We start from the raw sequence: 12347 nt of genomic DNA on the forward strand, positions 1-12347 counted from the left end.
GAACGGTGATGTTCTACGTGCAACGCGATCAATACAACGCGCTGGTTCGCGTCGAGGCGCAGGCTTTTAGCGAGGCCACCGAGACACTGCCGGCCGACCACCATGAGATCCAGGCGTGGTTCGCCGATGATGCAGTGGACAACAGCCTCAAGCAGCTCAAGCAAAGTGACCTTGAGATGATTCGAGTGCTGGATGACTTGATTCAGGTGCTGATCACCAAGAACGTGATGAGCATCACCGACCTGCCGCCGGCGGCGCAGGTCAAGTTTCTTGAACGCACCCAGGCGCGGGCCGCGCTGGGCGGCTTGAGTGAACTGATCAACGACGATGAAACCGGCTTGATCTGACCCCGGCCCCCTCCTTTACGGCGTGACCGTCAAGGAGGCTCGAGGTGTCAGCGCTTCACTTCCAGGGCGCGGGTTCACCGACCAGTCGGCCTTGCACCCCTTCGATGCCCATCTCGCGGATCACCCGCAACTCACCTTCGGTTTCCACGCGCTCGGCAATCAACGGTAGGTCGATGCTGTGGGCGGCGCGCTGGATTGCTTCGATAAAAAAGCGCTTGTGGCTTTCGTGGTCAATGGCGCGGATGTAGCTGCCGTCGATTTTCAGGTAGGCCAGCCCCAGGTTCGCCAGGTTGCCGATCATGCTGAAGCGCCCGCCGAAACGCTGCAGGCCGAGGCTGAAGCCCAGGTTGCGCATGCGCCGGGTCAGGCGCTCCAGTTCGGTCTGCTCGGGCACTTGCTCCTCGCCGATCTCCAGCGTCAGCTGTGCGCCCAGCGTTGGGTGCTGGGCCAGGCGTTCGAATACCCGCTCCAGGGCTTGAGAGTCCTGCAGGGTCGCGGCCGACAGGTTCAAGGCCGCCGAGACAGGGTGCTGGCTCAGGTGTTTGATCACCAGGTCCAGCATCAGGTGGTCGAGCCGCGCGGTCCAGCCGAAGCGTTCCAGCCAGGGCAGGAAGTGGCCAGCCGCAATGGTCTGGTTCTGGTTGTCGAGCAGGCGCGACAGCACCTTGTAATGCAGCACCTGTTGGGTATCGCCGCTGCTGACCACCGGCTGGAAAAACAACTGGAAGCGGCCTTGCTTCAGGGCGTCATCGAGCAAGGTGTGCCAGCTGTGCGGATCATCGCTGACGGTACCGGTGACCTGATGTTCCAGGCACACCCAGCTCTGGCCGCCGCTGGCTTCGGCCTGGGTCAGCGCCTGGTCGGCCAGCATCAGCAGGTCGGCGGAGGCGTCGCCCGGGTTGTACGGCGCCAGGCCGATGAAGGCCACGGTCGGCATGTCGGTGGCGCCGGTTTCGTGCAGGCTTTGCAGGGTCGCGTCCAGCGCCTGGGCCAACTGCAGGGCTTCGTCGCGCACCAGCCCCGGGGCCAGCACCGCGAATTCGCCGCCACGGCTGCGGGTGATGAGGTTGTGGGTTTCCGGGTACTTGGCACAGGTGCGCACCAGTTGCTGGCTGACCGCCTGCAGCAACTGGTCGGTACGTTGCCCGCCCAGGCGCTGGTTGAGGCCGCTCAGGTCGTTGACGCGCAGCATCAGCAGGTAGCCGGAACTGGACTCCTCCAGGTTGCTGACCCGCGATTGCAGCTGCATCTCGAAATAGCGACGGTTTGCCAGGCCCGTGAGGCTGTCCTGGTAGGACTCCACGCGCAGCTTCTCGCTACGCTCGGTCTGCTCATGGAACAGGGCCTTGAGCTTCTCCACCATCTGGTTCATCGCCTGCACGACGCGGCGCAGCTCCGGGGTGCGCGGCAGGTCGGGCAGGCTCAGGAATTCGCGACGGGCAATCGCATGTGACTGCTCGACCATGTAGTCCAGCGGCTTCAACTGCCGGCGCAGCAGCAGGGCGCCGAGTATCGCGCTCACCGCGCCGCACACCAGCAACCAGCCGAGGCTGCCCAGGGCGCTCTGCCAGAGTTTGGCCAGGGCGAACATCGGGTGGCTGACCACCTCGACCCGTGCCGCCTGCTGCCAGCCACGGCTGACGATGGCATCACCGCCGGCCGGTTCCAGGCCGATCATCTTCACGAACCAGGCCGGTACATTGCTGGCATCCGGCTCGGCGGCGCGCTCCACCAGCACCTGGTTATTGCTCAGGTCCACCACGCGGATGCTGGCGTAGTAGCCGCTGTCGAAGATCGAGCTGACCATCAGCTCGGTCATCGCCGGGTCATCGATGTTCGGGGTCAGCGACAGGGCCAGCGCGGTGGCCGCGTCCTGAGCGTGGGAGCGCAACTGGTTGACGTACTGGGTACGCGAGCTCTCCAGGCTGACCATGAAGCTACCGCTGAACGCGACTATCAGGAACACGCAGATAGCGATCAGCAATTGTTTGAACAGTGACATCGTAGCTCCTGTTAATTGTCCGAACTGGCCGGAAACCCTTCAGCGGTCATTTTTTTCAATACATCCTGCCAGCGTGACAGGCGTTTGGTGTCACCGACTTTCTTGTTGCCCGCCGCGCCGGTCAGCCACAGGCCTTCGCCGTTGAAGGCATACACGGGGAGCAAATCCTGGCGTTGGCTGGCAGGCAGAATCGGGTCCATCAGGCTGTCGAGCACCAGGGGCATGGCCTCGGGGCTCGCATAATACGTCAGCACCATGTGCGCCCGGTTCTGGCGCAGCGCCTTGACGTAGGTGATGCGCAATTTCTCGGCCGGCACGCCGAGGTGGCGCAGGCTGAAGTACTTGGCGATGGCGTAGTCTTCACAGTCGCCCGCGCCTTTCCACAGCGACTGAATGGGGGTGGCCCAGTAATCGACCTCGTGCCACAGGTCGATGTCTTCCTCGTAGTGCAACTGCCGATTGAAGAAGAGGTTAACCACCTTGAGCTGCTCGGCCTCGCTCACCTGTTTCTGGGTGGACAGCAACTGTTGCCACGCATCGATGCGCTGGCGTCCGGCGCCTAACGGCCCGTACAGCGTTTCGGCGCGTCGGCTGATCTGGCTGAAATCCCAATCGGCCAGCAAATCGCCCAGCAGCCCACCCGCCAACAGCAGCGTTACGGCGAAACCGTAGAGGATCCGAGGGAGTTTGAAGCGTAACGCCACTGCGATTACCCAGGCATGCAGCATGGAAGGTGCGGCAATGGTGAGGCGATACCCGGCAAAAGACAATGGCACAGTGAAATCACTTTTGATGAATTACAGAAAGTGATCGTCATTTAATTGGCCATTTTCCGCTCGTCCGAAAGGCTGCTGGCGATTTGATCAAAATAATGACACTTGCGCGGTGCTGTCGGAGAATGAGCCGTCAAAATGCCTACAAGAAGACCTGCGGTGAAGCCAGTATCCTGCCGGCCTTTCACGTCTTTACAGGGCGCTGTTAAGGAGCTCCGGCCATGAGTCGCACCGATTATCTATTTGCCCTGTTTGGCAAGAGCGTTTCCCGCGACCCTGAGGGAAGAAATGCTCGGCTGCACTTCTTCGGCACCGTGCCCTTTGACGATGGCACGCGGGTGAACCAGAGAGATGGCTCGCATTACCGCAGTCATCCCCAGGAGCGGTCCCAGGCCCAGGAGCAGACGGTTGCGCGCCCGACGGTGGTGGCGGTGGTGTCGATCAACGGCGGCGTGGGTCGCAGCACCCTGGTCACGGCGTTGAGCAGCGGCCTGCAACGACTCGGCGAGTCGGTGGTAGCCCTGGATCTGGACCCGCAGAACGCGCTGCGCCACCACTTCGGCGTAGAGGCCGAGCAGCCCGGCCTCGGCCGTGCCAGCCTGCTCAATGCACCGTGGACGAGCGTCGTGCAATCCGGGTTTGCCGGGTGCCAGGTCATCCCGTTTGGCGATACCGACAGCCATCAGAAGGAAAGCCTGCAGCGCTGGCTCACGCGTGAGCCCAAGTGGCTGACGCAGCGCTTGTCGGCAATGGCATTGGATGAGCGCGGCCTGGTGATCATCGATACGCCGGCGGGCAATAACGTCTATTTGCAGCAGGCATTGAGCGTGGCCGATATCCTGCTGGTGGTCACTCAGCCGAATGCCGCTTGCCTCGGGACACTGGATCAGGTGGATGCATTGCTGGCGCCGTGTCTTGAGCGTGCGCCGCGTTGCCACATTGTGATCAATCAGATGGATGATAAGTCGGCGTTCAGCCTTGAGATGTTCGAGGCCTTCAAGCAACGTCTGGGTGACAGACCCGTTCATGTCATCCACCACGATTCATCCATCAGCGAAGCCTTGGCTTTCGCCGCCGACCCGCTGGATAACATACGCGTTAGCCTGACCGGCGACGATATCAACGGCCTGTGCCGGCTGTTGATTGCCCGTAAAAAACGTCCATAAGTCGCGGTTTATACGCGTAACGCCAGATGCTTATGCACAATCGCTCGGTGCCACCTGACACGAAACAGCCATGGTGCAGCGTTGTTCGCATTATGTTGCAACTGCCTGTTTTGCGTGCGTTTTATTATGTGAACAAAAAATGACCAGGGCGGCTTGCGGGCTGTAGCGTAGGTGGCTACAGCATCTGTAAAGATTTCATCAACAGAGTTATCCACAGGACGCGCGCGTGAATGCCGCCCCTTAATCGCGCTCGGCCAGCAGCATCAGGTTGCGCGGCGTCAACGAGGGTTCGCAGAAGGTGCCCAGTTCAACGGCGTAGCCTTGTTCCTGCAAAAACAGCGCGCGATCCAGCACCAGCCATACTTCCAGTGGCCGTCGAAACAGCCCGCGCAGCAACTCCAGGTTTCTGACTTCGGCCAGACGACACCACCCATGCGCCTCCAGCGTTTGCCAAGGTTGCTCTCCTGTGGATAAACCCTTGAGGCGTGCCAGCTCCTTGCAGTAGTCGGCGTAGGGTTTGTCCAGCCAACTGGCGGGCAGCGAGGGGGTGGCGAGGTAGTCGTCGACGCCGCGCAGTTGCCGTTGCAGATGGTCGAAGCCCAGGCGCCAGGCCATGGAGCGGTCGAGTTGCTGGCGTACGCGCTTGCCGGCGGTCACGGTTTCGGTGAGGGGCAAGCCGAGGTCATCGACCGAAAGATGCAGAGCCGAGGCACGACCTGCGCCGGAGAGTGGCTGATAGCGATCGGCATTGATGCGGTTATAGCAGCAGGGCGACAGCGCCAATTGCCTGCAGCCGGCAGCGCTGGCCACTTTTAGCAAGCGCACATGCAGGTCGCCGCAGGCGTGCAGGGCGACGGGCGTGTGCTCGGGGCCGATTGCCACGTCTGCCATCACGTCCTGCAAGCGATGGGTGGCGGGTAGCCGGTGGTGATCGCTCAAGGCTTGCCCGGCGGTGACCAGGGCCGGGTCGTATTCGAGGCACGTCAGCGTTTGCCCGATGTGCAGCAGGCGGCGGCCGAGGTGACCTTTGCCGGCGCACCAGTCCAGCCAATGCCTGGGCGTGTCGGCAAAGTGCAGGGCTGCGCCGAAGGCCTCGATCTGTTGCCATTTGCGGCCCGGTACGTCGACGTTCAAACGAGGGCGGGCAGGTGCGAGGGGATGGGTCGGTAACTTATCCACAGCGCTCAGTTGCAACGCTTGTCGCGCGAGCTGTGGAAACGGCGCCGGCGCGGGCAAATCGTGGAGTTGGTTGTGGCTGTCTTGCGCCTCGCCCAGGGTGCGTTGGCGCAGCCAGGCGGCGAGTTGCGGGTGCTCGGTTTCCCAGGGCAACTGGCGATGAACAAAGGGCCGTGGTCGCCACAGCCCCTGGTGCTCGATCAGGAACGCATCCAGCGCGTGGAAGCGCGCCTCAACGTCCCTGGCAGGCATCGACGCGTAGCCAGCGTTCCAGCAGTTTGAAGCCGCGTACCAGGATGTAGGCCATCAGCAGGTAGAACAGCCCGGCAGCGAAAAAGATCTCCACCGGCAAATAGGTGCGCGCGATGATGGTACGGGCCATGCCGGTCAGTTCCAGCAGGGTCACCGTGCTGGCCAGGGCGCTGGCCTTGAGCATCAGGATCACCTCGTTGCTGTACGCCGGCAGGCCGATGCGCGAGGCGCGCGGCAGGATGATGTAGAACAGCGTCTTCGGCCTGGACATGCCCAGGGCACGCGCCGCTTCGATCTCGCCGGGCGGGATGGCCTGGATCGCGCCGCGCAGGATCTCGGCGATATACGCGGCGGTGTGCAGGGTCATGGTGGCGGTGGCGCACCAGAACGGATCGCGCAGGTAAGGCCACATGAAACTGTGGCGCACCGAATCGAACTGCGCCAGGCCGTAGTACACCAGAAACAACTGCACCAGCAGCGGCGTGCCACGGAAGAAAAAGATGTAGCCGTAGGGCAGGGCGCGCACGTACCACAGGCGCGATGAGCGGGCGATACCGAGCGGGATCGCCAGCAGCAGAGCCGGCGATGACCGCAATGGCCACCAGCTCCAGGGTCAGGGTGGCGCCCTGTGCCAGTTTGGGCAGCCACTTGATGATTACCGCCCAGTTCAGGCCCAGGTCGAAATGCGCCAGCCAGCTGTAGTCGCCGCTCATTGGGTGCTCCTTGCAAAGCCGCGGGCGGCGCGTTTTTCCAGGAAGTACATGCCGCTCATGGCCAGCACCGTGAGGCCCAGGTACATGAATGCCGCGACCATGAAGAAGGTGAACGGTTGTTTGGTGACGGTCACGCCGATCTGCGCGTGGCGCATGATTTCTTCAAGGCCGATTACCGACACCAGCGCGGTGTCCTTCATCAGGATCATGAACAGGTTGCCCAGGCCCGGCAGGGCGATGCGCCACATCTGCGGCATGATCAACCGGGTAAAAATCCTGAATCGGGACAGCCCCAACGCCACACCGGCTTCGCGATGGCCCTTGGGAATGGCGAGTATCGCGCCACGGAACACTTCCGTGGCGTAGGCGCCAAAGCACAGGCCCAGGGCGATGACGCCAGCGGCGAACGCGCTGAGTGACAGGTCGGGGATACCGAAGGTCTCGCCCAGGCTGCGCATCAGGTTCACCGTGCCGAAATAAATCAGCAGCACCCACAGCAGTTCGGGAATACCGCGCACGAGGGTCGAGTAGGCTCCGCCCAGCCATTGCAATGGCTTGTAGGGGGACGTCTTACCCAGGGCGCCGGCAAGGCCCAGCAGCAGCCCCAGACACAGGGCGGTGAGCGCCAGTTTGACGGTCATCAGCGCACCGGCGGCAAGCGCGGGGCCGAATCCGTAGAGATCGAAATTCATGGTGTTTTCATATCGCGGCAGGCAGTGCAAAAGCCGGCGCGCTCAGGTGAGCGCGCCGGGCAGGCCGTTCAGGTCATTCGATGCTGAACGGGAAGTACTTGTCGTTGATTTTCTTGTAGGTGCCGTCAGCCTTGATCTCTGCCAGGGCTTTGTTCAGGCGCTCGCGCAGCGGGTCGCCCTTGCGTACGGCGATACCGATCTTGTCGCTTTCCACCACCGGGTCGCCCTTGAACTCGTAGGCCGAGCCGTCTTTGCTCTTGAGCCATTCGTATTGCACGTACTTGTCGGCAAGAATGCCGTCCAGGCGACCGGATGTCAGGTCGAGGTAGGCGTTTTCCTGGGTGTCGTACAGCTTGGCTTCGGTGTCTGGCAGTTTGTCTTCAAGGTAGGTGCCGGCCAGCGTCGCGCGCTGTGCACCGATGATCTTGCCCTTGAGGTAGTCGGCGTCGGGCTTGAAGTCGGTAGTGGCTTTCGGTGCGATGAACTGCAGCTTGTTGGAGTAGTACGGGTCGGTGAAGTCGACGGCCTGCTTGCGCTCATCGGTGATCGACAGCGAAGACACCAGGAAGTCGAACTTCTTGGCGTTCAGGGCCGGGATGATGCCGTCCCAGTCGGACACGTACACTTCGCACTTCTCGACTTTCATCTTGGCGCACAGGGCGTCGCCGATGTCCTTGTCAAAGCCCACCACGTTGCCGCTGGCGTCTTTGTTGTTGAACGGCGGGTAGGCCGCTTCGATCCCCATTGTCAGGGTTTCTGCCATGGCCGTGGCGCTGAACGCCATCGAGACGGCCGCGGCCAGAAGGAATTTTTTATAGTTCTGCATGCATGTTGCTCCGTTAGCGGTTGCTGGACATGAATTGTTTGCAGCGCGCCGAAAGCGGGTTTTCAAACACCTGCTGTGGCGATCCTTGCTCTTCGACCAGGCCCTGGTGCAGAAACACCACTTCGCTGGACACCTGACGGGCGAAGCCCATTTCATGGGTGACCAGCAGCATGGTGCGGCCTTCTTCGGCCAGTGCGCGGATCACATTAAGTACTTCTTGGACCATTTCCGGGTCAAGCGCGGAAGTGGGCTCGTCAAACAGAATGACTTTGGGCTGCATCGCCAGGGTGCGCGCGATGGCCGCGCGTTGTTGCTGGCCACCGGACAATTGCGCAGGGTAGGCGTGGCGCTTGTCGGCGATGCCGACCTTGGCCAGCAGGGCTTCGGCCACTTCGATCGCTTCGGCCTTGCTCTGGCCGCGCACGCGGCGTGGCGCCTCGATGATGTTGTCGAGGATGCTCATGTGCGGCCACAGGTTAAAGTTTTGAAACACAAAACCGATTTCGCTGCGCAGTCGGTTGATCTGCTTGCCGTCGGCGGCCTGCAGCTCGCCGTTTTTTGCGGCCTTGAGCTTGAGCTCTTCGCCAGCCACCAGGATCTGGCCCTGGTGCGGGTTTTCCAGCAGGTTGATGCAGCGCAGAAGCGTGGATTTGCCGGAACCGGAAGAGCCCAGGATCGAGATCACGTCGCCGTCGCGGGCGGTCAGCGAGATACCCTTGAGCACCTCCAGCTCGCCATAGCGTTTATGCAGGTTGCGGATTTCAAGCGCGGGCGTGGCCTCGGCCATGTGGGGTCCTCATTGTGTTCGTTGCATGCGGCGCTGCGGGGGCGCCTTCCTGGCGAGGCGCCAAGCTAGCATAGCGTCTGGATGACAGCCAACAGCGCCGCGGGCGGTTAAACGGTGGTCTGCGGCAGGGTGTCGCATCGGCACAGCGGCGTGTCGCGCCATCAACAACCGAACAACCATTTGCCCCGGAATATGCGCAGGCTTTGCGTAAAAAAGGGCGCGATGGTGCCAGCTTTGGCCAAGTGTTGGAAGGGTAAAACCGGCAAACGGTGCATATCAGCCCTTTAATAGGGCGTCACGCACTTTTTGTGTGTGTTTTTGGTGCGCTCAAACGTCTTGAATGTGGGGTGCACGGTAACGCTATAGCGAAATGCCATTGTTCTCAATGACTTGCGATTTATGAGGAAGCGTCCTACAGCCCGCGTCGACTGTGGATTCGTAACATTTTGGCGCAAATCTTGCGTAAAAAATAAAGAACGCCCCTGTTGGTTTCTTTTCACGAGAAAGCATCCAGGCCGGGCGGACCGTTTTCGCAATTCCTCGCAAAGGTGTGTCAATGAGTAGTACGCAAAGCTCCAATGACCTCGAACAGGGGCTCAAACCGCGTCACGTCACCATGCTGTCGATTGCCGGCGTCATCGGTGCCGGGTTGTTCGTCGGCTCCGGCCACGCGATTGCTGCCGCTGGCCCTGCCGTACTGCTGGCGTATGCCGCCGCGGGCACGCTGGTGGTATTGGTGATGCGCATGCTCGCCGAAATGGCCGTGGCGTCGCCGGACACGGGTTCGTTTTCCACCTACGCCGACCGTGCAATCGGGCACTGGGCCGGCTTTACCATCGGCTGGTTGTACTGGTGGTTCTGGGTGCTGGTGATTCCACTGGAGGCCAACGCGGCGGCGACCATCCTGCATGCGTGGTTCCCCGACGTGGCCATCTGGGCCTTCACCCTGATCATCACCTTGTTGCTGACGGCGACCAACCTGTTCAGCGTGAAGAACTACGGCGAGTTCGAGTTCTGGTTTGCGTTGATCAAGGTTGTGGCGATCGTGGCCTTCGTCATCCTCGGCCTGGCGGCGATTTTCGGCGTGTTGCCCACCAGCCAGGTCAGCGGGGTGTCGCACCTGTTCGACACCCAAGGCTTCATGCCCAACGGCATGGGCGCGGTGCTGGCGGCCATCCTCACCACCATGTTCTCGTTCATGGGCACCGAGATTGTCACCATTGCGGCGGCTGAATCGAAGAACCCCGGCCAGCAAATCACCAAGGCCACCAACTCGGTGATCTGGCGGATCGGTTTGTTCTACCTGTTGTCGATTTTCATCGTGGTGTCCCTGGTGCCGTGGAATGACCCGACCCTGGCGGCGGTAGGCTCCTACCAGACCGTGCTGGAACGCATGGGCATCCCGAATGCCAAGCTGATCGTCGATCTGGTGGTGCTGGTGGCCGTGACCAGTTGCCTGAACTCGGCGCTGTACACCGCATCGCGCATGCTGTTCTCTCTGGGCCGTCGCGGTGACGCTCCGGCTGTGGCCAAGCGCACCAACAAGAGCGGCACGCCTTATTGGGCCGTGCTGCTGTCGACGGGGGCTGCGTTCCTGGCGGTGTTCGCCAACTATGTGGCACCGGCGGCGGTGTTTGAATTCCTGCTGACCAGCTCCGGCGCTATCGCGTTGCTGGTGTATCTGGTGATCGCGGTGTCGCAACTGCGCATGCGTCAGAAGCGTGTGGCGGCGGGGGAGAAGCTCGAATTCAAGATGTGGCTGTTCCCTGGCCTCACTTATGCAGTGATGGTATTTATCGTGGGCACCTTGACCATCATGCTGTTCCAGGAAGCGCACCGGGTCGAGATTATCGCGACTGGGGTGTTGAGCTTGCTGGTGGTGGCTGCGGGGCTCGTTGTTGCGAGCCGGCGCAAGGCTCAGCGGGCGAGTGCTGCAGTGCTTAACTGATGGTTGAGTGGAGGTAGTTCAGGTGTGGGAGGGGGCTTGCTCCCGATAGCGGTGTGTCAGTGTCAGGTGTGCTGACTGACAGGCTGCTATCGGGAGCGAGCCCCTCCCACATTTGTTTTGCGTCAGTCCTGGGAGTTCACCAGTGACTGTGACGCCGCCACGTAATCGGCCTGGAACTCTGCAGATTCAATCCACGCCAGCGCCGCCGCTTCATCGTCACTGTCCGTGGTCCATTGCCGATACTCGATCAGCGCGGCCAGGATAAAGTCAGTGGCTTCTTCTTCGCCTTCCTGTTCCAGCACCAGCGCCAGCAACGGGTGCGCCAGGAACGCTGCACACATCGCCTGTTGGCTGGTTTCGCTGGCAACGCGCATCTCCAGGAACAATTCGGTCAAATCCACCGACTCAAGGTCGATACGGTCGTCGTCACCGGCAAACGCATCCGGCTTGGCCGCCACGGCGCGCTGGGTGCGGTTCTGCTTGGCTTTGGCCTTGGCCCGATGGGCACGTTTCTGCTGCTTGTTCGGCGAGGCCATGGGGTCGGCTTCCTTGGGTTTGGGGGGTATTGAAGCGCAGGTTGGGGCAAATCCCAAGGGGGTTGTGTGGAAGGGGCGATTCGCGGTGCTGCTATTGCTCCTTGTTTGTGCTGCTAATACGCTCGCGTCTTTGCATCGGCCCAGAGCTTCTTCATGACCCGCGAAACCCTCGAGCACAACCAGATCCACCTCTACTTCGTCGCAGTCCTACTTGCCGTCACCCTGGGCCTGTTCGCGCCTTCGCTGGGGCATGGCCTCGTCGCTCTGGTCACGCCTGCTATCGCCGTGCTGATGTATGCGATGTTCCTGCAAATCCCGTTTCTGAACCTGCGTCAGGGGATGGGCAGCAAGCGTTTCATGGCGGCGCTGCTGCTGGCCAATTTCATTTTTGTGCCGTTGCTGGTCTGGGCACTGACCCGTGGCCTTGTGGAGCGCCCGGCACTGCTGGTGGGGGCGCTGCTCGTGTTGCTGACGCCGTGCATCGATTACGTGGTGGTATTCACCCACATCGGCAAGGGCGATTCGCGGTTGATGCTGGCGGCGACGCCGGTGTTGCTGCTGTTGCAGCTGGCGCTGTTGCCGGTGTACCTGGGGTTGATGTTGGGCACTCAGTCTGAGGTGGTGGTTGAGGTCGGGCCATTTGTCGCGGCGTTTGTGTGGTTGATTGTGGTGCCGATGCTGCTGGCGGTACTGACGACGTCCCTGGCGCGACGATCTGCTGTCATCAGTGCGTGGAACAGCGCCTGGGCCTGGTTACCGGTGCCGGCGATGGCGCTGGTGCTGTTTGTGGTGATCGGTTCGCAGATCACCTCGGTGGTGCGCGATCTCAACCTGCTGCTGCCGGTGATTCCGGTTTACCTGGGTTTTGTGTTGCTGGCGCCATTGCCGGGGATGCTGGCCGCGCGATTGTTCGCGTTGCCGGCAGGGGCGGCGCGTGCGGTGACCTTCAGTGCCGCCACGCGTAACTCGCTGGTGGTGCTGCCGTTGGCACTGGCGCTGCCGGAAGACGTGCGCGGGTTGGCGGCGACGGCGGTAATCCTGCAGACCCTGGTCGAGTTGGTCGCCCAATTGTTCTACGTGCGCCTTATCCCCGCAGTGGTGTGGCGCAAAAATCGGTAAACGCGTGAAG

The 12347-nt window shown here is 61.7% G+C and carries 11 protein-coding genes and 1 pseudogene; 4 read left to right on the forward strand and 8 right to left on the reverse strand.

Annotated elements, in window-relative coordinates; translation table 11 throughout:
* The first annotated feature begins 8 nt into the window (after positions 1-8).
* The gene (locus VRB54_RS01350) at positions 9-347 is read left to right on the forward strand and encodes a tryptophan synthase subunit beta (RefSeq protein WP_338479234.1); all 339 of its coding nucleotides are present in this window, start codon (positions 9-11) and stop codon (positions 345-347) included.
* Between the two features lie 55 nt (positions 348-402).
* Here the strand turns inward: VRB54_RS01350 and lapD are convergent, their stop codons facing one another.
* Positions 403-2349 (reverse strand): cyclic di-GMP receptor LapD, encoded by a 1947-nt coding sequence (gene lapD, locus VRB54_RS01355; RefSeq protein ID WP_338479235.1) that lies wholly within the window; start codon positions 2347-2349, stop codon positions 403-405.
* Positions 2350-2360: 11 nt separating this feature from the next.
* Positions 2361-3053, reverse strand: coding sequence for a cysteine protease LapG (gene lapG, locus VRB54_RS01360; protein WP_422396087.1), 693 nt, complete (start codon positions 3051-3053; stop codon positions 2361-2363).
* A 290-nt stretch (positions 3054-3343) separates the two neighbouring features.
* Here lapG and bcsQ point away from each other — a divergent pair, with 290 nt between their 5' ends.
* A complete protein-coding gene (gene bcsQ, locus VRB54_RS01365) occupies positions 3344-4288 on the forward strand; it encodes a cellulose biosynthesis protein BcsQ (protein WP_338479236.1) in 945 nt (314 codons plus the stop codon).
* A gap of 240 nt (positions 4289-4528) precedes the next feature.
* Here the strand turns inward: bcsQ and VRB54_RS01370 are convergent, their stop codons facing one another.
* The 5 genes and pseudogenes from VRB54_RS01370 to VRB54_RS01390 form a co-directional block, all read right to left on the reverse strand.
* Positions 4529-5716, reverse strand: a complete 1188-nt coding sequence (locus VRB54_RS01370) for a methyltransferase (protein WP_338479237.1) — start codon at positions 5714-5716, stop codon at positions 4529-4531.
* Positions 5697-6387, reverse strand: a pseudogene (locus VRB54_RS01375) (ABC transporter permease). The gene VRB54_RS01370 and the pseudogene VRB54_RS01375 overlap by 20 nt, the downstream one beginning before the upstream one ends.
* 38 nt (positions 6388-6425) lie before the next feature.
* Entirely contained in the window at positions 6426-7121 is a 696-nt protein-coding gene (locus tag VRB54_RS01380) for an ABC transporter permease (protein ID WP_338479238.1), read from the reverse strand.
* A 73-nt stretch (positions 7122-7194) separates the two neighbouring features.
* Positions 7195-7947: an ABC transporter substrate-binding protein gene (locus tag VRB54_RS01385; protein WP_338479239.1), complete on the reverse strand. Its 753-nt coding sequence runs from the start codon at positions 7945-7947 to the stop codon at positions 7195-7197.
* Positions 7948-7960: 13 nt separating this feature from the next.
* Entirely contained in the window at positions 7961-8734 is a 774-nt protein-coding gene (locus VRB54_RS01390) for an ABC transporter ATP-binding protein (protein WP_209987413.1), read from the reverse strand.
* A gap of 556 nt (positions 8735-9290) precedes the next feature.
* Here VRB54_RS01390 and gabP point away from each other — a divergent pair.
* Positions 9291-10682, forward strand: coding sequence for a GABA permease (gabP, locus tag VRB54_RS01395; protein ID WP_338479240.1), 1392 nt, complete (start codon positions 9291-9293; stop codon positions 10680-10682).
* 122 nt (positions 10683-10804) lie between these two features.
* On the opposite strand, the gene VRB54_RS01400 is transcribed toward gabP, so the two are convergent.
* The gene (locus VRB54_RS01400; protein ID WP_338479241.1) at positions 10805-11218 is read right to left on the reverse strand and encodes a hypothetical protein; all 414 of its coding nucleotides are present in this window, start codon (positions 11216-11218) and stop codon (positions 10805-10807) included.
* A gap of 153 nt (positions 11219-11371) precedes the next feature.
* On the opposite strand from VRB54_RS01400, the gene VRB54_RS01405 reads away from it, so the two are divergent.
* Positions 11372-12337: an arsenic resistance protein gene (locus VRB54_RS01405; RefSeq protein ID WP_338479242.1), complete on the forward strand. Its 966-nt coding sequence runs from the start codon at positions 11372-11374 to the stop codon at positions 12335-12337.
* The last annotated feature ends 10 nt before the right edge of the window (positions 12338-12347 follow it).

Origin of the sequence: Pseudomonas trivialis, assembly GCF_036864995.1 — a bacterium.
In the GTDB taxonomy this organism is placed as follows: domain Bacteria; phylum Pseudomonadota; class Gammaproteobacteria; order Pseudomonadales; family Pseudomonadaceae; genus Aquipseudomonas; species Aquipseudomonas trivialis.

Excerpts from the sequence above, each read along its gene's own strand:
- VRB54_RS01350 (WP_338479234.1), top strand. The coding sequence starts at position 9 with ATGTTCTACGTGCAACGCGATCAATACAACGCGCTGGTTCGCGTCGAG.
- lapD (WP_338479235.1), bottom strand. The coding sequence starts at position 2,349 with ATGTCACTGTTCAAACAATTGCTGATCGCTATCTGCGTGTTCCTGATA.
- bcsQ (WP_338479236.1), top strand. The coding sequence starts at position 3,344 with ATGAGTCGCACCGATTATCTATTTGCCCTGTTTGGCAAGAGCGTTTCC.
- VRB54_RS01370 (WP_338479237.1), bottom strand. The coding sequence starts at position 5,716 with ATGCCTGCCAGGGACGTTGAGGCGCGCTTCCACGCGCTGGATGCGTTC.
- VRB54_RS01380 (WP_338479238.1), bottom strand. The coding sequence starts at position 7,121 with ATGAATTTCGATCTCTACGGATTCGGCCCCGCGCTTGCCGCCGGTGCG.
- VRB54_RS01385 (WP_338479239.1), bottom strand. The coding sequence starts at position 7,947 with ATGCAGAACTATAAAAAATTCCTTCTGGCCGCGGCCGTCTCGATGGCG.
- VRB54_RS01390 (WP_209987413.1), bottom strand. The coding sequence starts at position 8,734 with ATGGCCGAGGCCACGCCCGCGCTTGAAATCCGCAACCTGCATAAACGC.
- gabP (WP_338479240.1), top strand. The coding sequence starts at position 9,291 with ATGAGTAGTACGCAAAGCTCCAATGACCTCGAACAGGGGCTCAAACCG.
- VRB54_RS01400 (WP_338479241.1), bottom strand. The coding sequence starts at position 11,218 with ATGGCCTCGCCGAACAAGCAGCAGAAACGTGCCCATCGGGCCAAGGCC.
- VRB54_RS01405 (WP_338479242.1), top strand. The coding sequence starts at position 11,372 with ATGACCCGCGAAACCCTCGAGCACAACCAGATCCACCTCTACTTCGTC.